The organism is Xanthomonas hortorum (assembly GCF_011305375.1).
Lineage (GTDB): Bacteria > Pseudomonadota > Gammaproteobacteria > Xanthomonadales > Xanthomonadaceae > Xanthomonas > Xanthomonas hortorum_E.
This window is the reverse complement of the sequence record NZ_VCME01000015.1, coordinates 137,126-163,306: the sequence shown is the minus strand read 5'-3', so window position 1 is coordinate 163,306 and position 26,181 is coordinate 137,126. Positions and strand designations below refer to the sequence as shown.

General features: G+C 61.5%; 22 protein-coding genes. 10 read left to right on the top strand and 12 right to left on the bottom strand.

The genetic code is table 11. From position 1 onward, the window contains the following. Nucleotides 1-185 precede the first annotated feature (185 nt). Nucleotides 186-782: a hypothetical protein gene (locus FFY45_RS14495; protein WP_176340960.1), complete on the bottom strand. Its 597-nt coding sequence runs from the start codon at nt 780-782 to the stop codon at nt 186-188. 750 nt (nt 783-1,532) lie between these two features. On the opposite strand from FFY45_RS14495, the gene FFY45_RS14490 reads away from it, so the two are divergent. Together FFY45_RS14490 and FFY45_RS14485 are read left to right on the top strand one after the other, a co-directional pair. Further along, on the top strand, nt 1,533-3,359 hold the full coding sequence (locus FFY45_RS14490) for an HsdR family type I site-specific deoxyribonuclease (protein WP_176340959.1): 1,827 nt from the start codon (nt 1,533-1,535) through the stop codon (nt 3,357-3,359). 393 nt (nt 3,360-3,752) lie between these two features. After that, complete coding sequence (locus FFY45_RS14485; protein WP_176340958.1) at nt 3,753-4,880, top strand: DUF6932 family protein; 1,128 nt, start codon at nt 3,753-3,755, stop codon at nt 4,878-4,880. A 790-nt stretch (nt 4,881-5,670) separates the two neighbouring features. Here FFY45_RS14485 and FFY45_RS21975 read toward each other — a convergent pair. From FFY45_RS21975 to FFY45_RS14460, 5 genes are all read right to left on the bottom strand, one after another. After that, on the bottom strand, nt 5,671-6,054 hold the full coding sequence (locus tag FFY45_RS21975) for a hypothetical protein (protein ID WP_217902584.1): 384 nt from the start codon (nt 6,052-6,054) through the stop codon (nt 5,671-5,673). 428 nt (nt 6,055-6,482) lie between these two features. Then, a complete protein-coding gene (locus FFY45_RS14475; RefSeq protein ID WP_176340957.1) occupies nt 6,483-7,286 on the bottom strand; it encodes an SDR family NAD(P)-dependent oxidoreductase in 804 nt (267 codons plus the stop codon). A 43-nt stretch (nt 7,287-7,329) separates the two neighbouring features. Next, entirely contained in the window at nt 7,330-8,859 is a 1,530-nt protein-coding gene (locus FFY45_RS14470) for a GMC family oxidoreductase (protein WP_176340956.1), read from the bottom strand. After that, nucleotides 8,856-10,214 (bottom strand): alpha/beta hydrolase, encoded by a 1,359-nt coding sequence (locus FFY45_RS14465; protein WP_176340955.1) that lies wholly within the window; start codon nt 10,212-10,214, stop codon nt 8,856-8,858. The genes FFY45_RS14470 and FFY45_RS14465 overlap by 4 nt, the downstream gene beginning before the upstream one ends. A 268-nt stretch (nt 10,215-10,482) precedes the next feature. Continuing rightward, nucleotides 10,483-11,358 (bottom strand): LysR family transcriptional regulator, encoded by an 876-nt coding sequence (locus tag FFY45_RS14460; RefSeq protein ID WP_176340954.1) that lies wholly within the window; start codon nt 11,356-11,358, stop codon nt 10,483-10,485. A 142-nt stretch (nt 11,359-11,500) separates the two neighbouring features. Between FFY45_RS14460 and FFY45_RS14455 the strand changes: the two genes are divergently transcribed. From FFY45_RS14455 to FFY45_RS14430, 6 genes are all read left to right on the top strand, one after another. Further along, the gene (locus tag FFY45_RS14455) at nt 11,501-12,370 is read left to right on the top strand and encodes an NmrA/HSCARG family protein (protein ID WP_176340953.1); all 870 of its coding nucleotides are present in this window, start codon (nt 11,501-11,503) and stop codon (nt 12,368-12,370) included. Nucleotides 12,371-12,650: 280 nt separating this feature from the next. Next, entirely contained in the window at nt 12,651-14,912 is a 2,262-nt protein-coding gene (locus FFY45_RS14450) for a methyl-accepting chemotaxis protein (protein WP_176340952.1), read from the top strand. Nucleotides 14,913-15,158: 246 nt separating this feature from the next. Next, entirely contained in the window at nt 15,159-15,434 is a 276-nt protein-coding gene (locus tag FFY45_RS14445; protein ID WP_168957629.1) for a hypothetical protein, read from the top strand. Nucleotides 15,435-15,684: 250 nt separating this feature from the next. Further along, the gene (locus tag FFY45_RS14440; RefSeq protein ID WP_176340951.1) at nt 15,685-16,836 is read left to right on the top strand and encodes an SPFH domain-containing protein; all 1,152 of its coding nucleotides are present in this window, start codon (nt 15,685-15,687) and stop codon (nt 16,834-16,836) included. Between the two features lie 18 nt (nt 16,837-16,854). Further along, a complete protein-coding gene (locus tag FFY45_RS14435; RefSeq protein WP_176340950.1) occupies nt 16,855-18,201 on the top strand; it encodes a TFIIB-type zinc ribbon-containing protein in 1,347 nt (448 codons plus the stop codon). Continuing rightward, complete coding sequence (locus tag FFY45_RS14430; RefSeq protein ID WP_006448780.1) at nt 18,198-18,449, top strand: hypothetical protein; 252 nt, start codon at nt 18,198-18,200, stop codon at nt 18,447-18,449. The genes FFY45_RS14435 and FFY45_RS14430 overlap by 4 nt, the downstream gene beginning before the upstream one ends. 18 nt (nt 18,450-18,467) lie before the next feature. On the opposite strand, the gene FFY45_RS14425 is transcribed toward FFY45_RS14430, so the two are convergent. From FFY45_RS14425 to FFY45_RS14415, 3 genes are all read right to left on the bottom strand, one after another. Further along, entirely contained in the window at nt 18,468-19,511 is a 1,044-nt protein-coding gene (locus FFY45_RS14425; protein ID WP_176340949.1) for a Gfo/Idh/MocA family protein, read from the bottom strand. A gap of 69 nt (nt 19,512-19,580) precedes the next feature. Beyond that, the gene (locus FFY45_RS14420) at nt 19,581-20,225 is read right to left on the bottom strand and encodes a LuxR C-terminal-related transcriptional regulator (protein WP_176340948.1); all 645 of its coding nucleotides are present in this window, start codon (nt 20,223-20,225) and stop codon (nt 19,581-19,583) included. Beyond that, nucleotides 20,218-21,657, bottom strand: a complete 1,440-nt coding sequence (locus FFY45_RS14415; RefSeq protein WP_176340947.1) for an ATP-binding protein — start codon at nt 21,655-21,657, stop codon at nt 20,218-20,220. Before FFY45_RS14415 ends, FFY45_RS14420 begins: the two co-directional genes overlap by 8 nt. A gap of 200 nt (nt 21,658-21,857) precedes the next feature. On the opposite strand from FFY45_RS14415, the gene FFY45_RS14410 reads away from it, so the two are divergent. Further along, nucleotides 21,858-22,766, top strand: a complete 909-nt coding sequence (locus FFY45_RS14410) for a bestrophin family protein (protein ID WP_176340946.1) — start codon at nt 21,858-21,860, stop codon at nt 22,764-22,766. A 14-nt stretch (nt 22,767-22,780) separates the two neighbouring features. Beyond that, entirely contained in the window at nt 22,781-23,719 is a 939-nt protein-coding gene (locus FFY45_RS14405; RefSeq protein ID WP_176340945.1) for a universal stress protein, read from the top strand. Nucleotides 23,720-23,812: 93 nt separating this feature from the next. Here FFY45_RS14405 and FFY45_RS14400 read toward each other — a convergent pair whose 3' ends face one another. The 3 genes from FFY45_RS14400 to FFY45_RS14390 all read right to left on the bottom strand — a co-directional run bounded on the left by FFY45_RS14400 (nt 23,813) and on the right by FFY45_RS14390 (nt 25,977). Beyond that, nucleotides 23,813-25,174, bottom strand: a complete 1,362-nt coding sequence (locus FFY45_RS14400) for a PQQ-dependent sugar dehydrogenase (RefSeq protein WP_176340944.1) — start codon at nt 25,172-25,174, stop codon at nt 23,813-23,815. Next, nucleotides 25,171-25,587, bottom strand: a complete 417-nt coding sequence (locus FFY45_RS14395; RefSeq protein WP_023904039.1) for a hypothetical protein — start codon at nt 25,585-25,587, stop codon at nt 25,171-25,173. The genes FFY45_RS14400 and FFY45_RS14395 overlap by 4 nt, the downstream gene beginning before the upstream one ends. Before the next feature lie 78 nt (nt 25,588-25,665). After that, nucleotides 25,666-25,977 (bottom strand): hypothetical protein, encoded by a 312-nt coding sequence (locus FFY45_RS14390; RefSeq protein ID WP_023904038.1) that lies wholly within the window; start codon nt 25,975-25,977, stop codon nt 25,666-25,668. Nucleotides 25,978-26,181 lie beyond the last annotated feature (204 nt).

Here is a 26,181-nt window from a genome sequence, read left to right as displayed (position 1 = left end):
CGTGCTGACCTTGTTTGCGCTCTCCAATCTGTGGATGAAGCGAAAGCAGTTACTGCCTGCCATGGGGAGCGTGCGCCTGTAACCCGGGGATTTCCCACGGAAAGCGCCAGAAATGGCCAAACTCCGAAGATCCAAACGCGACTCTCCGCAACGACGCGACATTCCGCGCTCTCAGGCCGCGTTATTCAGACCTTCCCTAGCTCGCCGATCAATTCCTCTAAGCGCGCGATCAACGGATCGTTAGGTTGCTGCGCGCGGCGAAGTTGCGTGCGCTCCTGCTCCACCGGGTAACCGCGGTCAGCTAGGCGTCGCGCGGCGCGCGCAACCGCGAACTCGCGCGGGTAGTGCACGTCAAAGTTGTCAGCGTACCGCTGGGTCAACAGCGACTGCACGCGCGCGGCTTGGATCAAGGCTGTCCAGTCGATCTGCGCCGCGGTCTTGCCAGTATCGGGCGGCGCGGAAATCGAGCTGGCCGCCCCCAAGGTTTTCAATACCGGCTCGAGCGGTCGATCAAATAGCGCGTGCGAATATACGACTTCGGTTGTAAGGTCGCGCAGATGCTCCCGCACCCCGTACTGGTCGGGAGCGCTCAAGGTACCCAAGCGCTTGTGGACAAGGTCTGACCACTGCGAAAGGCCTTTACCGTGCGTCGCGATGCCGATGGCCTCCAAGGCGGCGCCCACGTCTTGTGGCGGGTAGATTGCATCGAAGTCCTCGATGATGCGTTGGACCTCGCCCAGCGCGGGCTTACCTTGGACTTTTGACGCTATCGTTTCAGACATTACTCGGTTAGCCCAGTCTTATTTCAAGACAAACGATACCGCATCCGGAGGCCGGTCATTCCACTGGTCTGCACGCGGAGCGAGTTAACTAGTTCACCGACGCGGGGAGTCGTCGCTGGAGTGCTTCCAAGGAAGCGCTCGGCCACCGCGCACGGCAATGTGGGGCAACAATGCCCAGCACGAACGGGTACTCGATGTCTCGGTCGATCCAGAGCCAGCTAGGTCTTAGTGCCGCGCAGATACCCTCAGCTTCGCCAGCCTCAGCCAAGCGATCCAGCGCGTAGCGAGTTTTAGGACCAAGGGGGCAAATAGCTTCCAGCAACATCACCGCGAACGCCCAGTCCGCGACCGAGGAGAGGCCCATCCTTTCGACCAAGGCGATCGAGCTTGCCATCGGCTCGCGCATTTAGCCGTACGCGATGCCCAGCGGCTTGGGTAGCTCTCCGGTGAGCGAAACCGCGCCAAAGCTGATCCCAAGGCCAACATAGTCCAGATTCTGTCTCTGAGCGAGCGGGTCGCTTGAGGTACGTGTATTGATGTCCGCCTCGGATCGGAAAGAGCCCTTCCCTACCCGATAAACAGAAGATATCGCTTGATGTGGCATCCTCGGCCAGAACACCAAAAACTAATTTGTATGCGGTTAGGACGGGGTTTCGCATGAGGATCTATCACTTCCAGGCGCGACACATTGTCAACAATGCTTTGCCTTCATACCATAGGGCCAGAAGTTCCGCCTGAGGGACGCTCACATTGGCAATCAAACCTTGGGTCCACGGCCCCTTCGACCTACTCCGCCACGGGGAGGAACATCGCCAAGGCTCGCGCGACTTTGATCGACGCATAGCGCTTATCAGCTTCGACAACGCCATCGAGATGGCGGTGGTGACATACCTGGATCTAAACCCTGCCCAGCGAGGCGGGATTAGCTACCGGCAGGAAGACGTGACGCATTGGAAGCGAAACTTCCACACTAAACTTGAATTCATCGAGCGCTTTGCAAATTCGAAGGCTACTTCGATGCCAGTCCAGCGCGACGAGATGATCTACTACCACAGCCTGCGCAATGATTTGTACCACGGTGGCAATGGCACCGTACCGGCGCTATACGCCATTGAAGGTGCACGACGCGCTGCGTTATGGATCGTCACGCTGCTATTTGATGTGGATGCGGAAGCCTTGCTGGGCGAGGATGTAGACCTAGCACTCGCTCAGATACAGCCCGCCTCGCCCGAAACTGAATTCCTGGGGCAGTTTCTCGACATCAAGAAGACGCTCGACGAAGTTCTTACCGTCCTCCATGCAACAGTCGCTGCCGACAGCAGCCTTGACGAACGTATGCGTGTTGTCCCACCCGAAGCCCGACTACAGACGTTGGCGTCACGGGTAACCGCGGAGGCGGAACTGATCAAGCAGCGCCTAGTCGAAGGTCAGCCCACCGGCATCAGCGACACTGAACTGCAATCTCTCACAAAGCAACTTAGCTCTCTGTCCTCTTACTACCGCAATCGCTTGCATGCCTACCACCTCGAGCTGATCGAAGCGGCCCTCGAAGCCACGCTGCGGAAACGATCTACGGGTGGCATCGCCGGGTTAATTCAGCAGCCAACGGGGTCCGGTGTCACATCGTCCTTGATCGGATATTTGGCGCGTTGTCGTGAATCGGACGAACTCGGTTCAATTCCGCAGATCGTAATTGTGGACCGACTGGACGTGGCAGAGCGATTGATCTATTCGATCAGGCAGGCACAGAGTGAAGATGCAACACTGGACGTGGTGCGTGCAGACTCTAGAAAGGAATTGCATCAACTGCTGCTAGATAACCGTCCGAGGTTAGTTGTGGCCACACAGCAGTCGATTTCCATGCTGGAAACAACGATACCCCATATGTGTCTGGTTGTTGGATTATCGTTGCGTTCCGTGGAATCGGCCGCACAGGCCTGGCTACGCATATTTCCACACGGTATCTTCATCGCCTTCGGCAATCACCATGAGCGACGAACTGATACGGCCTGGGTGCCATTAATCGCCGAGTACAGATTTCAGCAAGCGGTATCCGACGGCCACATGCGCCCTGTGGCTATCGAACTACGGGACGGGGCCAGTACCGATCGTGTGCGCCTCGTGGATGCCAGTGATGCCACAGTGGCGGCATACGCACGGCAGATACTTGAAGATTTCGCCGTTCGGGTGGGTTCCGGCATTTTCCTCAAGAGCATCGTAGTAACCGACTCAGCAGTGGCGACGCAAAGACTCTTAAAGGCGCTTGCCTCAAGCCATCCGGCGATGTCCCTCGCTAACTTGCAGGTTCATGCATTGGGACAGACGGACAATCCGAGCGATGTTTGGCAGACCTTCCAGAATGGCGGCAAACCGCAGCTCTTTGTTTCGACGTATAGTCGGCTGGTGGGAGCCGATCCGGGGAGCGGCACTGCTTATTACGTCACTTGCCCGCTATCCATTTCATTCCAGACGCGCATCACCGCGATGGCTGGGCGCCCGAGTAGAGATGCGAGTGCTCCCGGCTTGATCGTCGATCTTGCGGGCAATCATTGGGGCGAGAGCCTTTCCGGGGAATAGCCGAGCAATTTCGCTTCGGTGTTGTCCAGCAAGTGATGGTAAGCCCCTCGAGCCCGGAAATAGCCTATCTTACCCTCGATAACGCTCCCTAATCCTGATAGTTAGCCGCTGCCTTGCCCTTCGGACCAATGTCCGCTTACGGCCAGAAACGGACATCGGGCCTAGTTCAGGCGACGCAATACTAACGCTGACACAGGCAGGACGATCGCAATGCGCAGCAGACTAGGCTCCGGAGCTTGAAGCCTTCGGGCCATGACGCCGCCACTCATGGGATGCCTTGTCCGCTGGATCCGCCAACGCGGCTCTTGTTAGCTGCCCTTTACCCCCCTAAGCTGAAATGGAATATAGGGAGCCCGCGAACCGACACGGGTTCCAACCACGAAAGGAGAGGATGTGGAAAAGGCACTGGAAATGCCGGTCAACGACATTCGGCAGATGACGCAGCAGGAGTTTATGGATGAGTTCTGCCTAAAAGGCAACGATTTTGATTCGCGATGGTCATTTGCAGAGCCTTTTGAGCGAATATGTGAATGGGCAGAGAGTGCCGGCGCCACTTCGATAGTGGTCGGCGGATCATTCGTAACCGAGAAGAAGGACCCGGAAGATATCGATCTCTTGGTATTCTTCAAGGACTCGGCCAGCATTCGCAAATGCAGTGAGTCGATGTTCATCAAGGAGGTTCGTCTCGACATCCAGCTCCTGGCAGAGGATCAGGTCGAGCTAACGCGTGCGTTCTTGTACCTGCTAGGAAAGTCGAAGTCCGGACAGAAGGCCGATCCCGTCCAGATCAAGCTACACCCCAATCAATCCTCTCTGCAGGTGCCTTCTTCCGCGCCAATCCTCTACGAGCAGGTGCGCGACAGCTATGAGGGCCGGGTCCAAATCCATGTTCACCGAAGCAAGGGATTGATAATTCCGATCCACGGCATCAACACGCGAGCCTCGTGGCTGCAGTACTTTTCGTTGATGGCGACCAGTTCTGGCTGGGGATTCGCACCATTCGTGTATGGCCGGGAATGGTTAACCACGCTGGCAAATCCGTGGCGTCGAAAAGCGTTGGTGGAAGAATTTAGGGTCTGGCTCAATGAGGTAAGGAAGGTTCATGACGGCCCGGTCTGCATCTTCGGACACTCACTTGGGAGCTATTTGTTCGCGCGCTACCTGGCTTCGATGGGTGACTTGGATGAGCGCTTCTGCGGCATTGTCTTTGCCGGCTCTATCGTGGGTACCGACTTCGATTGGCAAAGTCATTTTGATGGTGGAAGGGTGGCAGCGGTCCAGAATACGTACTCACCTAACGACTTCTGGGTGAGCAAGATTCCCGAATTCGGACTGTACGGAAGAGCCGGCGCCGCAGGGTTCCGACAGCAGCACGAACGGCTTCAGCAAGTGAAGGTCGATCTTCTGAGCCATACAAACATGTTTGATAGAGACTTAATTGAGCGCATATGGATGCCGTTCTTCGAGTACTCGCTCCGGGTCTACAAAAATGGGCCGACTGCGATCCGGAAGATTAGATGAGTCCGACGGTTCAATAGGGCGCCTTCGTTCCTAGAGATCCTCTGAACAAGTCCGAATTCCTCCCTCTTCTCCCAGTAACTAATTGATGAATCTGGTTTCTAATTTTTATACGACTTTTTCAGGGCGTCCCTAGATCGAGGCGTTAACCAAGAACCTCCCGCGCTGCGATCACGTCTTAAGCATGCGTGCGCATAAACCATGGATCAATCAGCTCTAAGGGCTTTGCCGCTGGACCAATGACCGCTTCGGGTCCGAAGCTGCCGTCCCTCCCCGATAAGTCCTCCCTTATCCCGTTCCGGCGACACCCGATTCGCTTTTTCGGCCTATTCCACTGCAAAGCTCCGCTCTGGAGCCGAAGCGCCGCTTTACCGCACAGCCGGAACCAGGATCGTTAGATCCGGGATGAAGCAAATGCGGCAGCGTAAGCGCCAACATGCCTTAGAACAACACAGCGATTTCCACCTCAGGTCCTTTTGGCATCAGCCACGCCGCCATCCTTCGCAGATTCTGCGCAGTTGCCGTCTCTAGGAGCTTGTCGAGGGCACCTTTCAGACGACACAAGTCATCACGGGGAAGACGTGGCGTCATTCGCCATCGTCTCTGTGCATTTGAAAACCGGTTGCTACGTCAACATAGTGACCCCCACCCAAGTCCACCTCGTAGGTCTCTTGGTTGCCAGTAAAGTAGTTCTCTCTCCCTAAGGTGCGTGGTTCCGGCTTGGGGAGCTGGCGGTGCGATTGGCCGTGATTCTCAAAGTATCGAACAATGTCGCTATCACATTGGTAGCGGCTCATGCCCCGAGGAGAGTGGTCTCATAGGTCACGCAGGAGCTGAAGTATCTTCCAATGAAATCCTCAACCAAGCAAGCCATATAACATGGGTCTACTTCAAAGCACTCACTGGTGCCGCTTGTACTAAAGTGCGGTAGCGGCTGGAATCCAAGGCCCCACTTAAGATGATTGAGTAGACTTACTTCGATCTCATGGACGCTGCCGCGAAAGATCTGGAAGGCGGCGTAGATGAAAAACCCCGGATTCTGCACGGACCTATGGCGATCGATCAAATTTCGAGCTGTTTCTCCAACCTTCGACTGGCAAATGTTGTTGATATCGCCGCCGACGTATATCCAGTTCGCATCGCCATATCCGCTCTCCATGTCGATGTCAAAACTCATTCGATGTATTCTTATTTTGGTTCGGATAGCAGCCAAGTCAGCAGTCTACAACAAGGCGTCATTCTCAACACAATTTGACACCACCTTAACTCCTGCAGTCCCCGACTTAAACGCGCCGATGTACGATCGATATCAGCTTTCGGTATTGAGCTGCCCTTCCCCACCCCCAATAAACATCCCTAGTCATGCCGGACTAACCATGCTTCCTCCCCTGCATATGCGTAATCTTGAAGTCTGGATATGCGATTGACGCCCAAACTCAAAATTCAAACATACTTCTTGGCAAAGCCTCACACGCTTAAGCGTCACTCGACCCACTAAAGACAGCCTTCAAGTTGCTTGATCGCAGAATGCAATCTGCGATCAAGCAGATGCTTCCGCTGGTGCATTTGCGAGCTCTGTCTGCATCAACGCAGCCAACAAATGCCTCAACCCGCGATGGTAAAGACCGAACCCGAATCCACCCGGATCCCGGCGCCGTTGATGAAGCTGGCGCGCTCGGAGCACAGGAAGGCAACGGCCGAGGCCACTTCTTCCGGGCGGCCGCGTCGTTTGAGCACCATGCCGGGACGTTCTTCGTCCAGGAAAGATTCGATCGCCTGCTCGAACGTGGTTCCGTTTTCGCTTGCGCGTTTTTGCATCATCTTGTCGGTCATGGGAGTTGCGATGAAGGCGGGCGACACCGTATTGACCAGCACGTTGTCCGGGCCGTAGGCCTTGGACAGGCCCTTGGCCAGGCTCAGGATTCCTGCCTTCGATGCGCAGTAGGCCAGCTCGTCCACGTAGGGCTGCACGGCGTCTTCCGATGCGAACAACACGATCCGGCCCCATTGCTTGCGGCGCATCGCGGGAATGGCCTGGCGGCACATGCGCACTGCGCCCATCAGGTTGATGTCCAGCGTTTCGAGCCAGCCTGCGTCGCTGACCTCCAGGAAGTCGCCGGTTGCACCAGTGACGCCCGCTGCGTTGATGTAGATGTCGGGGTCACCCAGTTGTTCGCGCACCTGTGTCCAGATGGCGGTGACGTCCTGCTCGCGAGTGACATCGCCCTCGATGGCGATGATCTGTCCCAGGCCCGACAACTCCGCCACTGCCTGATCGAGCGTGCCGTCCGGAAGATCGGTGATTGCCACGCGCACGCCGGCTTCGAGCAGCTGCCGCGCGGTTTCTTTGCCCATTCCCGAGTCGCCGCCACTGATGAGGGCGATCCGATTGTTGACTCCGAGATCCATGCTGAACTCCTGGTGGTAGAGAGAGGTGGTGGTATGCGCGCAACTAGCGGGCGAGAAATCGCTCCGCCGTGCGCAGGCCAAGTGCCATCTGCGTCAGCGCGGGATTGGCTGCCAGTGCACTTGGAAAAATCGAGTTGTCGCAGATGTAGAGGTTGGCGATATCGAATGCGCGGCCGTCCGGGTCCACCACGGCCTGCTCCGGATCCGTGCCCATGCGGCAGGTGCCCAGCGTGTGTGCAGAGCGGGCGGCAGCAAAAATGCGTTGGGCACCGGCCGCCTCCCAGGTTGCGTGCAGCGATGCGCGCGCGTGAGCATCGATCGCGCGTTCGTTGGGCCCGTAGCTGAAGTCGATGCGCGCCTTGCGCTGGCCGAATGCATCGCGCTCGTCGGACAGGCTCAGCCGGTTGGCGTCCTGCGGCAGGCATTCGCCATTGATGCCGATGCCTGCCAGGCGGTTGTAGCGCGTCATGGTCGCCACGAGTTCCCTCCCCCACAGGCCTGCGCCACGCGCCAGGGTGTTGGCCAGGGTGATCGGCTGCACGCCCAGGCTTTGCACTAGATAGCCGCCGATGAAATCGGCATTGGGCGGACGCAGCATGTCCTCGGAAATCAGCGACGACGGGTAGCCACGGTTCATGCGCATGTCCGCATCGAACTCCCCCCACACCTGGGTGGCTACATGCGCCATGAAATTGCGCCCCACCTGGCCGCTGGAGTTGGCCAGCCCCAGATTGAGCAGCAAGCGCGGTGTTTCCACGCCGCCTGCGCACAGGAACAAGCTTGCGCAACGCTGGCGCAGTTCGCGTCCGTCCTGCTGGTAGACCACCGCGCTGACCATGCCACGCGCATCGCGCTCGATATCGATGACCCGGCAACCGGGTCGCAATTGGGCACCGTGCGCGCGCGCCAGCGGCAGCCAGGTGGTATCGACGCTCACCTTGGCGCCGTTGCTGCAACCTTGATGACAGGCGCCGCAGTTGTTGCAGGCCGCGCGCATGCCGTAGTGCGGCTGCGCGTGCGCCCTGGTCACCAACGCGGCAGGCGCATCGGTGGCGGTGATGCCGAGCGTGCGGCAACCGCGCTCCATCGCGTTGGCCGATGCATTGCGCTGCGCCGGCGGATAGGCGTAGCTGCGCTCGGGGTCCCACGGATAGTGCGCCGGCCCGGACACGCCGATGAACTCCTCGACGCGGCGGATATAGGACAGCAATTCTTCATGCGCGATCGGCCAGTCCATGCCGTGCTGCCCGGTGTGCGTCGACAGGCTCAGATCGCGCTTGTCCGGACGCGGGCAGAAGGCGCCCCAATGCAGGGTCGAACCGCCCAGTCCCGAACCGGAATTGTTGGCGCCAAATGCAGTTGGCGTCTGCCCGCCGCTCAGGCGCTCCTCCATCCAGTAGATGCCGGTGGTCAACTCATCGGGCAGATGGGACGCAGGACTAAAGGCTGCACCCGCCTCCAGCACCACCACCGACAGACCTCCTTGTGCAAGCCGTGCGGCCAGCGGGCCGCCGCCCGCCCCGCTGCCTACCACCACCACATCGACTGCCGCGTCGTGGGTGCCCGGGCTCATCGCAGACCCTTGGTAGGAAGCTGCCAGGCTTCCTGCCGATCGGCTGCGGTCTGCTGATATCCCGCGCTGTCGATACCGGCACCGCCAACAGCGAAGCCGTCGTATCCCATTGCCGCCATCGTGGCGGGAAGGCTGATCCAGATCCGCGCGGCTTCGGCGCGGACGTCTTCGAACCAGTGCGCCAGCTGCGCTGCATCCAGCCCGTGCGCCGAGGGATTACCGGCTGTCGATTGCGACACCTCGCGCAGCCAACGATCCTGAGTCTCTGCGGGTAATCCAGCGAAGCCATTGCTCAGCGCGTCGAGCGTGTCGAGCCCCATCGGCACTGCAAGCCGATCGGGTGGCAACGCTGCATGGCGCCAACCATCCCCCGCACCTTCGGCAAGCTGGATATCGATCCGCCGTGCAATCTCGCGCGCATCGCCGGCCCCATCCAATACACGCGCGACGACTGCGGTGAGTAGTTCCAGTTGATGTTGGCTCAGCACGCCTTGCGCAGTCGCGGGCGGGCCCGCATGCCGGCTGAGCAACAGCTTGCGCATGCGCGGGGCGACCCTGTCTGCATTGAGCAACCTGACGAAGTCATCGGGCAGGCACTTGTCCACGCTGCGATCCACATGCGCCGCGATCAGCTGCGCGAGGTGTTCCGGTTGTTCATACGGAATCAAGTGCGCGGCATCGGCCACGACGGCAACGCGCGCATCGTGATAATGCGGAGCGTTCAGCGCTGTCTGCGCGGCTTCGCCGAGGTCGCCATCTTCACTGCCGGCGATGATCAACGCCGGCACATGCATGTAGCCGGCTTGCGCGCTGCAGTCCTCACGACTGGCGTGCGCAAGCCAGGCGATCCACGCTTTTGCACTGGTGCGCAGCACATCGTCGACCGCAGCGTTCCTGATCGGCGCTGGCAACGTCACCGCACAGTTATCGTCGATGAACTGCTCGGCCTCTTGCCGGGTGGGATGGCCCTTTTCGAACCAAGCCAACATTGTCTGTCTGCGTGACTCATCCATCGGCTCTGGTGCCGGCGGCGACGCAGCGACCAGGATCACGCCGGCCAGGCCGGCAAGCCCGGCCATGCCATCGCGTGCCTGCGCCGCCGCCAGGGTGGCGATCTTTCCGCCCATGCTGTGTCCGATCGCAAACCAGCACGTCGGTTGCCGCCGAATCACCTCGTCGACAAACCAGTCAACCAGTGCGGCGGTGTCGACATGCTGCAGCGGCGGCGCCTCTCCGAAGCCTGGAATATCGAGCGCCACACAATCGAAGCGCGCCTCCAATCGCTGGATCACACCAGACCACTCGTTACTGCTGGACCCGAGGGCGTGCAGGAAAAACAGCGTCGGCTTCGCCATGTAACACCTCTATCCACCAGGCGCGCATGATGACCGGCGCGTCGTCCACGCATCGTGCAGATGAGTCCGACATCTTGTGATCCGGACACGCCGAGCCGGATCAAGGCCAGCGCGTTGTACTCGCCCATGTCGTAGTCTCGGCTGCGCAATGGAGGACTTGCTTCACCCCGATAAACATCCGAGCGCGCGAGGCGGCTCTACCGAACTTATGACAGCGTGGTGCGCTGGCCGCTGCGCAGCCTGGCTCGCACAAGCGGGACGCAGCGCCCTACCCCTTCAACACCAGCGACACATCCGGGTATCTGTCGCACATGAAGTCCACGAAGGCGCGCACCTTGGGTGCGGCCAGACGCCTGGAGGTGTGCAACACCCACAGCGCGGGCTCTACTCCCGCGATCGTGCCCCACTGCACCAGTTCGCCGCGTGCGAGCTGATTCCATGCAATCGACTGCGGAAGCAGCGCCACGCCACCGCCTGCAATCGCCGCGTCGCGGACCATCAGGAAGGAGGAAAACCGCAGCCGTGGAATGGGTTCCAGGATCAGGCGCCCGTCATCGAGCGCCCATGTGGTCGGCTGGAAGCTCGACATCACCACAGCGGGAACTGAGGTGAGCGCGCCGCTGGTGGGCATGGCGATGCCGGGCGCAGCCACGACCACCAGCCGATCCTTGGCAAAACACCGCCCGACCAGGCTGCTGTCCGGGCTTGGGTTGATGCGGATGGCCACATCGAACTGCTCTTCCACCAGATCGACCGTGCGGTCTTCTGCCACCACCTCGAGCATGATCTCCGGATAGGCCGCGCAGAACTCTGCGCCAATACGTCCCATCGCCAATTGCGAGAACAGCACGGGAGATGCCACCCGCAAGCGTCCGCGCGGTGTCGAGAGCCCTTCGCGTGCGGCAGCCATGGCCTCGGCCACCTCGCTCAACGGCACTTCGGTGCGGTCCATCAGCAACTGCCCGGCTTCGGTGAGCCTGAGGCCACGGGCGCTGCGCTCGACCAGTCGCACGCCCAACTGTTCCTCGAGATCGGCGATGCGACGCGACAAGGTCGCCTTGGATCTGCCACTCGCACGGCTCGCCTTTCCCAGGCCCTGGTTCGCTGCGACCAGCGCGAAATCGATCAATGCATTCAGATCCATGGTGTTCCAGATTTGAAACCAGGCGTCCACATCTTGGCGTCTTCGTATTGATGATGCAACGGCATATCGTCTGGTCACCGCAACGTCAATCGCGGCGGAGATGTCGCACTGACGCCTCTTCCATCCACAGCAGGAGATTCACATGAGCATTCTCGTCACCGGTGCCACCGGCACCATCGGTTCTCTCATCACCCAGGGCCTCGCCGATGCAGGCGCAGAGGTGAAGGCGTTGGTTCGCCAACCGGGCAAGCGCGTTTTCCCGGCGGGTGTGACTGAAGTTGTCGCAGACCTCACCGATGTTGCATCGATGCGTGCCGCGTTGTCGTCGGCGCGCACGCTGTTCCTGTTGAATGCGGTCACTCCCGACGAAGTGACGCAGGCGCTGATCGCACTGAATCTGGCGCAGGAGGCAGGCATCGAGCGCATCGTGTACCTGTCGGTCATCCATGCCGACAAGTTCACCAACGTGCCCCACTTCACCGGCAAGCACACGGTGGAGCGCATGATCGAAAGCCTGGATATTCCTGCAACGATTCTGCGTCCTGCGTACTTCATGCAGAACGAAGCGATGATCCAGCAGACGATTCAGGACTACGGTGTCTACCCGATGCCGATCGGCTCTGCGGGTGTGGCCATGATCGATGCGCGCGATATCGCAGACATCGCGGCTGTCGAGCTGCTGCGACGCGACCGTGCACCTGCCGCGCTCGCACGTGTCACGCTCGAACTGGTTGGCCCGCATGCCGTCACGGGCAGCTCCGCTGCGAAGGTCTGGAGTTCGGCGCTTGGGCGCGAGATCGCCTACGCGGGCGACGATGTGGCCGCGTTCGAAGCGCAGATGGCGGCCTACGGCCCATCCTGGCTGGCCTACGACATGCGCCTGATGATGGCCGGTATCCAGAGATTCGGCATGCAGGCAGCCGACGGCACGGTAGAAAAACTGCAGGCCATGCTGGGGCGCCCGCTACGCACCTATGAAGACTTCGTGCGCGAGGCGACGGCGCGGGCTTGATCGCATGCGACGCAACAAGCGTGGGAAACCCCGCTTGTTGCGTACAAGCCTCTGCTGGAGGCGAACCAATCAGTGGCATCAGCAGTCTCACGCACATAATCACTGCGCTGCCAGTCGGTTTTTTCCTGACGTACGTGAACGAAAATGCAAGCTAAATGCAGCCTGGAGCGCGCGGTTCAAGTTTCCGATTTTCGCGTCGTTATCACGTTGCCGAGGCACTCACGCGAACATCACGCGGCCTGCTAGCCGGTGCCACTTACTGGACATCAGGACGATTCGCATGACTGCCTATTTGCAACGCTATAACGTCGGTCGCCGTCTCGGCGTCGCTTTTGGAATTTTGATTCTATTGTCGAGCCTGCTGGTGGCGACGGGCTTGATCACCATGGCCAACGCACGACAACAGTTCGATTTCATCGTGCTCGATCGTATGGCCAAGATCCAGATCGGCAACGGCATGCTGGATGCCAATTCATCGATCCTGATCGCGCTGGGCACGTATGCCATGGCCACCAGCGATGAACTCAACAACGAAGCGCTCTCCACCATCAAGGCGCAACGTCAGCGTTACAACGAGTTGCGGGCAAAGCTGGACACATTGCCCAGCTCCGAGGAAGGCCGCAAGATTCGTGCAGAGATGGATGCGCGACGCGCCATCTCGGGAAAAATCAATGACCAGGTCATGGCGCTCGCTGCTCAAAACGACAATACGCCGGCGCAGGCGTTGCTCAGCGAAAAAGCGCGCCCGGCGACGATTGCATGGCAGGACAAAATCCGCGAGCTGGTGACGCGTCAGGAAGGTCAGAGCCAGCAAGCCTATGCCGACGCAGTGGCGTCGATGAATCGCGGCAAGCTATTGATCATCTCCGGTGGCGTTGCCGTGGTGGTGATCAGCAGCCTGCTTGCCTGGCTCATCACCCGCAGCCTGACCCAGCCGCTCGCACGTGCAACGCAGGCTGCAGAGGCAATTGCCAACGGGCAGCTGGACAACAACGTGGAAAGCGACGCCAAGGATGAAACCGGCCGCCTGCTGCGTGCCATGCGTGGCATGCAGACGCAGCTGCAATCCTTGCTCACTGCACAGAGCGACATGGCCAAGCGTCATGACGATGGCCAGGTCAGTTTCCGTATCGATGCCACGGCGTTTCCCGGCGACTACGGCCGCATGGCCAAGGACACCAATACGCTGGTGGCCTCGCATCTGGCCGTGCAGACAAATCTGGCGCGCATCATGGGCCGCTACGCCATCGGCGACCTCAGCGAGAGCATGGACCGCCTGCCCGGCGAGAAGGCGGTGCTGACGCAGACCATGGACGAGGTGAAGGCCAACCTGTCTGCAATGAATCACGAGATCAAACAGCTGGCGCAATCTGCGGCCAATGGCGACTTCACCGCACGCGGCGACGCCGATCGTTTCCAATACGATTTCCATGTGATGGTCGATAGCCTCAACCAGCTCATGGCCACGGCCGATGGCAACCTGCAATCGCTGTCGTCGCTGCTGCAATCCATCGCCGCAGGCGACCTGACCGCGCGCATGAGTGGCGAGTTCAAGGGCGTGTTTGCGCAGATGCGCGACGACGCCAATGCCACTGCTGCGCAACTTGCGGAGATTGTCGGCCGCATCCAGCACTCGGCCGTATCCATCAACTCGGCCGCCAGCGAAATCGCCGCCGGCAATCAGGATCTGTCGCAGCGTACCGAGCAACAAGCGGCCAACTTGGAAGAAACCGCCGCATCGATGGAAGAACTGACCTCCACCGTGCGCCAGAATGCCGAGCACGCCCGTCAAGCCAATCAGTTGGCGATCGGTGCGGCGAGTGTCGCGTCGCAGGGTGGCGAGATCGTGAGCAAGGTCGTGGGCACCATGTCTGGTATCGAGGCCTCGTCCAAGAAGATTGCCGACATCATCTCGGTCATCGACGGTATCTCGTTCCAGACCAATATCCTCGCGTTGAACGCGGCGGTGGAAGCCGCACGTGCCGGCGAACAAGGCCGCGGCTTTGCGGTGGTGGCCTCGGAAGTGCGCACCCTCGCCCAGCGTTCCACTGCTGCGGCGAAGGAGATCAAGAGTCTGATCGACGATTCGGTCGAGCGGGTTGCCGAAGGCTCGACGCTGGTGCATACGGCGGGCTCCACGATGGCGGAAATCGTTGCCAGCGTGCAGCGCGTGACCGACATCATGGGCGAGATTTCTGCGGCATCGCAGGAACAGTCGGCCGGTATCGAACAAGTCAACACCACCGTGACGCAGATGGATGAAACCACCCAGCAAAACGCAGCATTGGTGGAGGAAGCCACCGCCGCCGCACGCTCGATGGAGGAACAGGCTGTGCAGCTGACGCAGGCAGTGTCCGTGTTCAAGATCAGCGACGACAGCACGCGCACCCCGCGTTCGACGACACCGGTTGCTGCAAAGCTCAGTGTGATTGCTGGACGAACTGTTGCCGCTGCCAAAAGCCCGGTACGCCCGGCGGCTGCACCGAAGCGCGCGGTGGCCGCAGGCGCCTCGCACGATGCAAGCGACTGGCAGGAGTTCTGATCTTGCGCGTCGCAAACGGCCCGGCTTGTCCGGGCCGTTTGCGTTTGAGAGGTGATCGAATCTGCAGCTGGCGAACACGTTGAAGCGATCCGCTACGGCGCATACGCGCGTATGCACGATGCCTTAACTCGACCGGCCTATGCTGCGCCGGGCTGGACAGCTCGCGGCGCCCTGTTTCGCCAAGCCTCGATCGCCACTGGCGTCCATGCCCTCCGGAAGATCTAAAGACATCGCAAAGGAGATTGTATGAAAAAGCTGCACGCTCTTATGGTTGTTGCTGGCTTGTTGGGCATGAGTTCGCCGGCATTTGCCGAGGTCGCCAATCTGACCAACAGCGCCGACGGCGCCAATCGCGATGCTGGCATCGCGGCAGTCAAGAAGAAATTGCAGGATGCCTGCACGGGACGTCAGGGCAAGCCGGATCTGGATTCGTTCGAGGTGGTGTTCGAAAAGACCAGCACGAATCCGGAGGTTCCCAAGCCTTATTACGTGGACGCGAAACTCAAGTGCGATCTTCCGTAAGGCTGACAGCGGCTGCTACGCCATTGTGCGATTGGCGGCGATAACACCGCTACACGGCCCCGCGCATGCGGGGCTTTTTGTGTCTGTTGCATCGTGCGCTAGCTCGCACCGCGACACGTCGTTGCAGCACCACCACGCCGTGCCTGGATGGGCAACGCCATAACGCCAGCGCGCTGCTGATATAGTGCGGCGAACGCGGTGGGCGCAACACCCATCATCAATATCTCGTCACCAATTACAGGGAGTTGTCATGGGTCTTTTGCAGGCGGTAGCAGGTGCAGTCGGTGGCGTGCTTGCTGATCAGTGGAAGGATTTCTATACCGTGCCGGCTGGCCTGCCTTCGACGGCGGCGCTGTTCGCTGCAGTGCCGAGCGGAAGCAACGCCGGCCGCGGCGCCAACACCAACGCATCTTCGAACATCATCAGCAACGGCTCGAAGATCGTCGTTCCCGAGGGTTACGGACTGCTATTGTTGCAGGACGGTGCAATCACCGGGTTTGTCGCCGAGCCGGGTGGTTACGAATGGCGCTCCGACGATGTCAATGCGCAGTCGATCTTCGCTGGCGATGGCCTGGTGACGCCGCTGATCCGGCAGAGCTGGGAGCGCTTCAAGTTCGGTGGCCAGCCGGGCGCGCAGCAAGCCGCGTTCTTTGTGTCGCTGAAGGAGCTACCAGATAACCGATTCGGCACGCAGTCGGAGATTTATTGGGATGATGGGTTTCTTGGGACGCAGGTCGGCGCGATCACGCGTGGCTCGTATACGTTGAAAATTGTCGACCCCATTTTGTTCGTGAAGAACTTCGTGCCTGCGCGCTACCTGCAGCCGGGTCAGGTGTTCGACTTCACCGATCTGGATAACGCTGCTGCCAGCCAGCTGTTCAACGAGGTAGTGAGTGCGCTTGCGCCGGCCTTCAGCCTGTATACGAACGATCCGGGCAAAGGCAACCGTATCGCGCGGCTGCAGCAGGATTCGCTCGGCTTTGCCAAGAGTCTGTCCGATGCGGTCGAGCAGGCGTATCAGTGGAACTCCGAGCGTGGTCTGGCGATCGTCAAGACGGCCATCGTGTCGATCGAATACGACGCGAACACGCGGGAACTGCTCAAGACCGTACAGCGCGCCGACGCACTGGCGGGCGCACGCGGCAACTCCAATTTGCAGGCGAGTGTGGCGCAAGGCATCCAGTCTGCGGGCGAACATGGCGGCGCTGCAGGTTTGGTGGGCGTGGGCATGGCCACCGGCATGGTGGGTGGCGTTGGCGGTCTGCAACAGCCGGTCGCGCCAGCTGCACCCGCTGCCGACGACGCAGTCGCCAAATTGAAGAAGGCCAAGGAAATGCTGGACCTCGGGCTGATCACGCAGGACGATTACAACGCCGCAAAAGCCAAGGCGTTGGGCCTGTAAGCGAGACGCGCCGCCATCATGTCCGACTCCCGCATCCCACCGCCGTTGCCGGCGACACCTCCTCCGTTGCCGCCGCTGCCCGCAGCGCCTGCGACCGGCCCCGGTTCGCCGCAGGACGTACCGCCGTTGCCGGGTAGTTTCAAGCTCGACCCGGCCACCCTGCCCGCCCCAATCCGCAACGAGCTGCAGGCGCCCGACCCGCTGGCCATCGACACCGCCGCCGCCGAGCTCAAGGACGGCCTCAATCGCTGCCCCAAATGCGGCGCCAGCGATATCCGGCCCAAGCTCGGCACCGATCTGCTGGTGTGCCAGTTCTGTCGTCACGAATGGCACGGCGCGCGGGTGGAAGAAGTGTTCGGATTCGGCGAAGGCATCAGCGAATTACGCGGCACGGTCATCGCTTCGGGCGCGCAGGATATTGCTGCAGACGCCGCCAGCCTGATGAGTTTCAAGTGCACCGGCTGCGGCGCCGAGGTGACCATCAATACGCAGAGCACGATGACGGCGCGTTGCCACTGGTGCCGGCATGTGTTCGGCGTCAATGAGCAGGTGGCCAATGGTGCGGTGCCCGACGCAGTGCTGCCCTTCCACATCAACAAAGACGATGCAGTGGCGCGCATCCGTCAGTTTGTGGACAAGCGGCGCCTGTTTGCGCTCAAGGCCTTCAAGCAGCAATTCACGCCGGAGAACGTGGTGGGCGTCTACCTGCCTTACATGATCGTCGATGGCAGCGTTAGCGCCAGCGTAAGCGGCAAGGGCGAGATCAAGACGCGGCAGTACACGCAAGGCACCGAGAAGAACAAGCGCACCTATTACGACGCCGACGTGTACCAGGTGCAGCGGCAGGTGGAATTCACGGTGGACGATCTGCCGCTGGAATCGTCTGCCGAGCGCGGCAACCTGGATAGCCGGGTCAACACCAACAACATCATCAACACGATCCTGCCATTCGACACCAAGAATGCAGTGAAGTGGAACGCATCGTATCTGGCGGGGTTCACCTCGGAAAAGCGCGACCGCGATGTCGAGCAGCTAAGGCCGCGTCTGGAAGACCAGCTGCTGTCGATCGCCCGCGTACAAGTGGAAAGCTCGGTGCGCCGCTACGACCGCGGCGTGCGTTGGGAGGTGGAGCGGCTGGATGTCCATGGCACGCGCTGGGTGTCGATGTATCTGCCGGTGTGGCTGTACTCGTACCACCAGCCCGGACGTGGCGGCGGCATGCTGCACTACATCGCAGTGAACGGCCGTACCGGCGAGACCATGGGCAGCGTGCCGGTGCAGCAGTGGAAACTGTTGCTGGCCGCACTCACCGCCGGCACCGTCATCGAAGCAATAGCCCTCTGGATCGTGGCGGTGGCCGCATGAGCGACAACAACGGACTGTGGTTACTGCTGGCCGGCCCGGTCGGAGCGTCTGCGCTGTATTGGGTGCTGTACCAGTACTACCGCAATACCGATCAGTCGCACGCCTTCGAGCGGGAAACGACGGTCGATGCCAAGCCAGTGACCGGCTCGGACCGCAAGATCGATACGATCACCGGCACGCAGGCCAAGCACATCGACGGCGACAATGTGGCTGCGTACCGAACGCGCGTGCGCCGGGATGCAGATTAAGAGCGGCTGTTTGAGGTCCTAAGCTGTGGTGCCAACGCCCAACTGCGCGCGCGCCACATCCAGGGTGGTCATGATCTGGACCACTTCGTCGAGTGGATGCAGTGGCGATTCCTTGCGCCCTTCGCCGATGTAGCGTGCGGCAGCAGTGGCTTGCCAGGACAGCCCGTCGTAGCCGTTGACGCCGGTCGGATCTGCCCATAGCCCCGGTTGGCTAGCGTAATCGTTGCCGACCAGACGCAGGGTTGTGGGGTTATGGAAGTCGCCTGCAAGGTCGATGCGGCCTTCGCTGCCTGTGACATAGGCGACCGAGCTGCTGCGGGCCACGATGGAGCTGATCAGGGTGGATTGCGCGATTCCTGCATGCGAGAGCACCACGGTCGAAAACGCATCCACGCCGGTGTCGGTCAGCGCACCGGTTGCCGCGATGGCGGTGGGTGCGGCAAGGATCATCGATGAGAACTGCACGGTATACACACCCAGATCCAGCAATGCTCCGCCGCCGAGTTCCGGTCGGCGTTGCCGATGCATCGGATCATTGGGGCCGATTTGACTGAGGTCTGCAAAGACATGCCGGACCTCGCCGATCGCGCCATCGGCCAGCAGTTTGCGCAGCACCGAGATGTGAGGCAGATATCGGCTCCACATGGCTTCCATCAGGAAAAGGCCGCGCGCGCGTGCTTCCTGCACCAGCACGCGTGCGTCGTCCGCGCAGGTGGCCATGGGTTTTTCGATCAACACATGTTTGCCGGCGCTCAACGCCAACAAGCCATGTTCCAGATGCTCGCTGTGGGGCGTGGCAACGTAGACGATGTCGATCTCGGGGTCGTCGACCAGCGCCTGGTAGCTGTCGTACGCACGCTCCATCGCCCAGCTTTTGGCGAAGGTGTCAGCACGCGCACGATTGCGTGAGGCGACCGCGAACGGCTGCTGCATGGTGTGCTTGCGTAGCGCGCTGACGAATGCCGAAGCGATCAGCCCTGGACCCAAGATGCCCCATCGCAGCGATGGCTCGCCCTGCCCTGGCAAGAACAGCTCGGGCTCGGGAAATGTGGTTGGCGCCATGCTGTTGCCTTCGCAGTTTCAGGTGACTGCATGCTAGCAAACGGAGCATGTCCATCAGGGTGGCGAGGCTCACACCAGATCGCGATAGTCCTGCAGGATCACCATCACCAGTTGACTGCGCGAGCGCACATCCAGTTTGTTGAACAGTTGCTGGAACGTGGCCTTGATGGCGCTTTCTGAGCTGCCGAGTTGGCGGGCGATTAACTTGTTGGATTGGCCGCGCAACAGGCCACGCAGCACTTCGCGCTCGCGTTCGGTAAAGCTGGGGCGGCTTTCCTGCGTGTCCTGGGCCACCAGCGATTGTAGGTAGCGCTGGTCGATCAACACCCGCCCCATCGCAACCGCATGGATGCTGTCGATCAGCTCGTCGGTGGAGACGTCCTTGCGGCAGATGCCCGACACGCCCAGGCGTATCAATGCCAGCGCATCGCGCTCGGGAAGCCCGGCGGTGACCACCAGGGTTGCCGGGCGCTTGGCCTGGTCGGCCTGCCGCCGCATGTAGTCCAGTGCGTTGTATTCGCCCATGTCGTAATCGAGGATGACCACGTCCGGTGACAGCGATGCGATCTGCACGATCGCCTGCGCCAGGTTGCCGGACTGCCCGACCACATCGAAGCGTGCGTCGGCGCCGAGCAGGCGCAGCAGGCCTTCTCGGAACAGCGTGTGGTCATCGAGCAGATACAGACGCACCGGATTACGCCGCGACTCATCCATCCAGCGTCTCCGCCAGTGGTGCATGCGCCAGCGGCATGTGCAGCTCGAAGCAGGCGCCCTCGCCTCCCGGTGCGTAGCGCAGCGCGCCCTCCTGATTGCTCATCAAGGCGCGCGAGATGTAGAGCCCCAATCCGGACCCATCGCTATCGCTGCGAAAGGGCTGGAACAAGCGCCCGGGCTCGGCGATGCCCGGGCCGGTGTCACGCACGCTCAACACGGCACTGCCCTGCTCCATGCGGGCGCTGACGATCAGCTGGCGCCGCTGCTGCGGCAACGGCTGCACCGCACGCAGCGCGTTGCGTGCCAGGTTGAGCAGCACCTGCAACAGCGCATGACGGTCGCCGTGCACCGCCGGAAAATCCGCCGGGATCTGGATGACCAGCTGGCCATCGATGTCGTCCCAGTCCGAGCGGATGATCACGTCCAACTCGCTGCACAGGGTCTGCAAGCGGGTCTCGTGCGCCGCATGCGGGGTCTGCCGGCGCAGGTTGAACGAGGCCAGTTCCATCAATGCGGCGACCAGGCTTTGCAATGCGGCCAGGTCCGGATCGGCGCGGATGGCCGGATGACGGGCAAGATTGGAGGTCACCACGCCAGCGGCCGAGCACAGGTTGCGGATCTCATGCGAGACCGCGCCGGCGAGCAAGCGATTGTTCTTGAGCAGGTCATCGAAGTGCGCCGATTCGCGCGCGCGCACTTCTTCGCTGGTGTCGACCAGGATCGCGGCCAGATGGCGCTCCTCGCTGTCTTCGTAGACCGAGAACCAGGTGGTTGCAGGAAACGTGCTGCCATCGTCGCGCCGGCCCCAGGTGCTGGCCGAGGTGCGCATGCCGTCGAGGTTGGCGCTCATGCTGAGCGCGTCGTCGAGCAGGGGCAGGAACTCACGCACGGCGCGCCCTTGCAGCCCGCCCTCCTCGGCCATGTCGAGAATTTCGTGGGCGGCGCGGTTTGCCGCCACGATACGGCCATCGCCGGCCACGGTCAGCAGCGCGGCGGGGCTGCTCTCGGCAAGCAGGCGCAGTTGCCGCTCCAGCCGCCGGCGCAGGCGTTGTTCGGCACGCAACTGCACGTAGTGCGAGAGGATCACCCGGCGGGTGCGGCTGATCTCGGCCACCAGCAGGCCGCAGCCGGCGTAGGCAATGGTCGCCATGAAGAAGCGCAAGGCCTGCTCGACCAACGATTCTTCGGTGACGAACAGACCGCGTAGCGCCGCACAGGCGACGGCGGCAATCACAATATTTCGCCGCGACAGCACGGTCGCGGCCAGCACCACCGGCAGGATGTACAGCAGCCCGAGCGACACGCCCAGGTGTGAGTACCACTCGGCCAGCACCAGCAGCGCCAGCATGGCCAGCGACGCCCACAGCGTGGGAGCGCGATTGAGCCTGACCACTTGCCCGCGCCATTTGAACGGCAATCTCAGTCTGTCCATCGCTTCACCACGTTCCCAATCATCGACCAGCGTTGCGCATGTCACAGCATTGCGGCGGCGCCCGCTTATTGCATCCTATCGAAAGATAGCTGGACGGCATCGTTGGACGGCGCAATGCCCGTCCAACGCTGGCGCAAGGATGGCAGACACATCCGTGGAGGCTGGGTGTAATGGCGGCACCCACGTCAATGCCGCCTCCCATGATTCTTCGCGATACGTTTCCGCTGCGCCGTATCTGGCCAAAGACCTACAAGCGCTTGCTGGTGCTGCTGGCGTTCGATTGCGCGGTGGCCGGGCTGTACACCTTTGTCGATTGGCATTGGCTGTCGATCGAGGCGTTGCCGCTTGCACAACTGGGATCGGCGCTGACGATCTTTCTGGCGTTCCGCGCCAATGCCGCGTATGGCCGTTGGTGGGAAGCGCGTCAGCTGTGGGGCTCGCTGGTGAATACCTCGCGTGCGATAGCGCGTCAGGCGCTGACCGCGCTGGATGTGGATCCAGCCGATCCACAGCAGGTGACGCTGCGCGACGACATCGTGGTGCATCAGGTGGCATTCGTCCATGCGCTGCGCTGCCATCTGCGCAAGCAGAATCCGTTTCCGGAACTGGCCGGGCTGCTCGGCGCGGAGCGCGCCGACGCACTCCGTGTCTATGCCAACATCCCAAATGCCCTGACCTTGCGCCTGGGGCAACAGCTGCAGCAGGCCCGTGCCCTGGGCATGCTCGACAGCCTGCGCTGGTCGTCGCTGGATGCGAACCTGACCACGCTTGCCAATATCCAGGGCGCCTGCGAGCGCATCAAGAACACCCCGCTGCCACGCCAGTTCTCGTCGCTGCCGCGCGCCCTGGTGAACCTGTATTGCTGGCTGGTGCCGCTTGGCCTGATCGCCGGGATGGGCCTGGCGATGCCGATCGCCTCGGTGCTGATCAGCTTCACGTTGATCGCGATCGACAGCGCCAGCAGCGCGATCGAGGACCCGTTCGAAAACACCGTGCACGACACCCCGATGACCGCGTTGTCACGCGGGATCGAATTGACCTTGCGCGAAATGCTCGGCCAGCGCGTGCCGCTGCGCGAGGTGCGCGCCATCGACGGTTTCATCTATTAACCAGGGACACAGCCATGCAGACCACGCCCACCCAGCTGATCTTTGCCACCAACTTTTCCGAGACCTGCCATGCCGCGATCCCGACGGTGGCGCAATTGGTCGACCGCCTGCGTGCACGCCTGACCATCCTGCACGTGCATGCCAAGGGCAAGCGTGCGCAGGCGCAACAATCGCTGGACTCCTTCTTTGCCGAAGCGTCCAACTACCCGGGCTGCGAACGTGCGCTGAGCAGCGGCCCGGCGGCGGCCGGCATCGTCTCGTTCTGCCGCAGCCGCAACGATGCGCTGCTGATCATGCCGCCCTCCGAACGCACAGGCCTGCCGCGGCCGTTGCATGTCTCCCTGCGTGCGCGGGTGCTGCAGCGCGTGGCCACGCCGATGCTGACCCTGCCCTACGCCGAGGCGCTGCCGCGCGATGGCGCAGTGGGTGGGCATGTCGCCTGCTGGATCACCGGCCGCGAAACCAGCCTGGACTCCTTGCGCGATGCGGCAGCGCTGGCACGTCGTCGTGGCGCAGACCTGCATCTGCTGCATGTGATGCCAGATATCAGCGAAGGCTTGCTGATGGACAGCCTGTTCAACGACCAACCCTTGACCGAATCGGCAGCCAGCCATTGGCTGAGCGAGCTTGCCGCGCAGTTGCAGGACGACGACTTACGCGTGCGCATCCACGTGGCAGTGGGCAACCCACGGCGCGAAATCGCCAGCCTGCTCAAACGTGCCCGCGCCGATGTGCTGGTGGTCGAACACGATGCCGTGGTGCGTCGCGGTGTCTGGCGCTCCTCGCTGCATGCCGCATTGGCGAAGACGCCGTGCGTGTTGATCTGCCTGCCACCCGGCCGGCTGCGCGCTCCGGCATTGCGGGTCACGATGGGGCCGTCGCTTGAGGGGCAAGAGACTGGTCTGGCAAGCCGGCTGCTTGCGCGCGTGCAGCGTCTTCAGCTGCATGGGTGAGGATCGCAACAGGCCAGCTGTTTTTGTGGTTCCAGACACGTCAATGCACGGCTCCTTGCGGAACCGGGCATTGGCAGTGAGTCGCTGCGCCGCTTAGTTTGGTGAAGCGGGCGCCGAAGCGGGCGCCGCCTCAGGTGCGGGATTCGGCACGGCGTTGGGCGCGGCATCAGGCGTGACCCGCCAGATGGTATTGGCCAGGTCGTCAGCAACGATCAGCGCACCACGTGGGTCGACAGTGACGCCGACCGGACGGCCGCGAGTCAGGCCATCGTCGCCATGGAAGCCGGAGACGAAGTCGATCGCATCGCCTGCCGGGCGACCATCACGGAACGGCACGAACACCACTTTGTAGCCGACCGGCGGGTCGCGGTTCCAGCTGCCGTGTTCGCCAACGAACACACCGTCGGCAAATTGCGTGCCCATCGCCGCAGATGAAAATGCAACGCCGAGTGCGGCCACATGCGAGCCCAATGCGTAATCGGGAACGATGGCCGATGCGACCTTTTGCGGATCCTGCGGCATCACCCGTGTGTCCACATGCTTGCCCCAATAGCTGTAAGGCCAGCCGTAGAAGCCGCCTTCGCGCACCGAGGTCAGATAATCGGGCACCAGGTTCGGGCCGATTTCATCGCGCTCGTTCACCACGGCCCACAACACGCCGCTGCCCGGCTGGATCGCCAGTGCGGTGGGGTTGCGGATGCCGGTCGCGTATGGCTTGTGCGCACCGGTTGCCGGATCCACCTGCCAGATCTGCGCACGATCGATCTCCACCGCCATGCCGCGCTCGGTGATGTTGCTGTTGGAGCCGATCGCCACATATAGGTAACGCCCGTCTGCACTGGCGGTCAGCGCTTTGGTCCAGTGATGGTTGATGGCCGAGGGCAAGTCGGTGACCTTGGCTGGCGCGCCGCTCGCCTTGGTCTGCCCTTCGCGATAGTCGAAGCGCACCAACGCATCCTGGTTGGCGACATAGAGCGCGTTGCCGATCAGCGCGAGCCCGTAAGGCGCGTTGAGGTTTTCAGCGAACACGGTCTTCAACTCATAGGTGCCGTCGCCATTGGCATCGCGCAACAAGGTCAGCCGGTTGCCGCTCTTGACCGATGTATTGCCCTTGGCCTTGATCGCGCCGGCAATCACGTCCTTGGGCTTGAGATTGGGCGCGCCGCCGCCGCGACCTTCGGCCACCAGAATGTCGCCGTTAGGCAACACCAGGGTCTGGCGCGGAATGCCCAGGTCGGTGGCGATCGCAGCGATGCGGTAGCCGGCTGGCACGGTCGGACGCTGGTCGCCCCACGCGGTGGGCTTGGCGATGGTCATGTCGGGCATCAGCCCGCGGTCCGGTTCCGGCAGCTCCGGAGTGGCGCCACGCTGATTGAGCTCGGGCGCCTTGTTGCAGGCGGCCAGTGCTGCAGCGAGCACGGACACTGCAATGATCGTGACGGTCTGACGCTTCATCGTGCACCTCCTACGCGCAGACCGGACAATCCCGCCCAGGTTGCGACCAACGCAAACGCGGTTGCGATCGCCGAAAACACCAGTGCCGCCGGCATCACTGCCCAGGCGTCACGCGCATGATGCAAGGCATCGAAAAAGCCCACGATCCATGCCGCGCCGAGCGCGATGATGTAGATGACGTTGCGGCTTCCACGCGCGAATCCAACGATCGCGCACACCAGCGCAATGCTGGTCAGCACCATCGCCGCGACCAGCAGCCAGGAGGCAAAGTTGCTCCACTGGATCTGGTAAGTGCTCCAGTAAGCGTAGTCGCTCAGTAGCGCGCCGAGAAACAGTGGCCACACGCCACCGAGCACGGCGGCATGGAATGGGTGGATTGCCCAGGACCGGGCGGGAAGCGCAGTTGAATTCATGGCGGACTCATTGGGGGCGAGGTCTGGACGTGGCTTGATGCTGCCAGCGGGCATGTGATGAGAAGCGCAATGTGGATGCTAGCGGCTGGCGTCTTTGTTGGTCTGGGCACGCGCAAGCGCGCTTGCCGCTGCGATGAGCTCCGGCAGTTCCTGCCGGAAGGAATCCGCGTATCCGGGCAACAGCGTGGCCTTGAAGCTCGCGTGGTCGAACACCGGCTTGTCCTGCAGGTACGCGATCTCCCGGCCTTGCAGGACAAAGTTGAAGCAGGCACGCCAGCGCGGATCCGGGCTGCTGGACAGATGCACTTCGATGAGACTGCTGGCATCGCTCGCGGTATTCTTGGGTGCAGCGGAAAATGCGCGCACCGAGATCTGGCTACTGCTGTTCATGCGCGCAATGATCGTCTGTGGACCGTCGCGGTGTTGTGAGTCGATGGCAGCTCACGCTTTGCGTGCCGGTTGGGTGGCGTCAGGCTTGCACCTAGCTGGCTCTGCAAGTTTCAAAGGTTTTGATGTCAGCCATCTCACAGAACGTGCACATGCCTCGAGTCCGGATTCACGTCAGCAATGATGCGTGGTGAGTAGTTTTTGTTG

Excerpts from the sequence above, each read along its gene's own strand:
- FFY45_RS14445 (WP_168957629.1), top strand. The coding sequence starts at position 15,159 with ATGAAAAAGCTGCACGCTCTTATGGTTGTTGCTGGCTTGTTGGGCATG.
- FFY45_RS14415 (WP_176340947.1), bottom strand. The coding sequence starts at position 21,657 with ATGGACAGACTGAGATTGCCGTTCAAATGGCGCGGGCAAGTGGTCAGG.
- FFY45_RS14430 (WP_006448780.1), top strand. The coding sequence starts at position 18,198 with ATGAGCGACAACAACGGACTGTGGTTACTGCTGGCCGGCCCGGTCGGA.
- FFY45_RS21975 (WP_217902584.1), bottom strand. The coding sequence starts at position 6,054 with ATGAGTTTTGACATCGACATGGAGAGCGGATATGGCGATGCGAACTGG.
- FFY45_RS14450 (WP_176340952.1), top strand. The coding sequence starts at position 12,651 with ATGACTGCCTATTTGCAACGCTATAACGTCGGTCGCCGTCTCGGCGTC.
- FFY45_RS14495 (WP_176340960.1), bottom strand. The coding sequence starts at position 782 with ATGTCTGAAACGATAGCGTCAAAAGTCCAAGGTAAGCCCGCGCTGGGC.
- FFY45_RS14470 (WP_176340956.1), bottom strand. The coding sequence starts at position 8,859 with ATGAGCCCGGGCACCCACGACGCGGCAGTCGATGTGGTGGTGGTAGGC.
- FFY45_RS14400 (WP_176340944.1), bottom strand. The coding sequence starts at position 25,174 with ATGAAGCGTCAGACCGTCACGATCATTGCAGTGTCCGTGCTCGCTGCA.
- FFY45_RS14440 (WP_176340951.1), top strand. The coding sequence starts at position 15,685 with ATGGGTCTTTTGCAGGCGGTAGCAGGTGCAGTCGGTGGCGTGCTTGCT.
- FFY45_RS14395 (WP_023904039.1), bottom strand. The coding sequence starts at position 25,587 with ATGAATTCAACTGCGCTTCCCGCCCGGTCCTGGGCAATCCACCCATTC.
- FFY45_RS14390 (WP_023904038.1), bottom strand. The coding sequence starts at position 25,977 with ATGAACAGCAGTAGCCAGATCTCGGTGCGCGCATTTTCCGCTGCACCC.
- FFY45_RS14460 (WP_176340954.1), bottom strand. The coding sequence starts at position 11,358 with ATGGATCTGAATGCATTGATCGATTTCGCGCTGGTCGCAGCGAACCAG.
- FFY45_RS14475 (WP_176340957.1), bottom strand. The coding sequence starts at position 7,286 with ATGGATCTCGGAGTCAACAATCGGATCGCCCTCATCAGTGGCGGCGAC.
- FFY45_RS14405 (WP_176340945.1), top strand. The coding sequence starts at position 22,781 with ATGCAGACCACGCCCACCCAGCTGATCTTTGCCACCAACTTTTCCGAG.
- FFY45_RS14425 (WP_176340949.1), bottom strand. The coding sequence starts at position 19,511 with ATGGCGCCAACCACATTTCCCGAGCCCGAGCTGTTCTTGCCAGGGCAG.
- FFY45_RS14420 (WP_176340948.1), bottom strand. The coding sequence starts at position 20,225 with ATGGATGAGTCGCGGCGTAATCCGGTGCGTCTGTATCTGCTCGATGAC.
- FFY45_RS14435 (WP_176340950.1), top strand. The coding sequence starts at position 16,855 with ATGTCCGACTCCCGCATCCCACCGCCGTTGCCGGCGACACCTCCTCCG.
- FFY45_RS14410 (WP_176340946.1), top strand. The coding sequence starts at position 21,858 with ATGATTCTTCGCGATACGTTTCCGCTGCGCCGTATCTGGCCAAAGACC.
- FFY45_RS14465 (WP_176340955.1), bottom strand. The coding sequence starts at position 10,214 with ATGGCGAAGCCGACGCTGTTTTTCCTGCACGCCCTCGGGTCCAGCAGT.
- FFY45_RS14455 (WP_176340953.1), top strand. The coding sequence starts at position 11,501 with ATGAGCATTCTCGTCACCGGTGCCACCGGCACCATCGGTTCTCTCATC.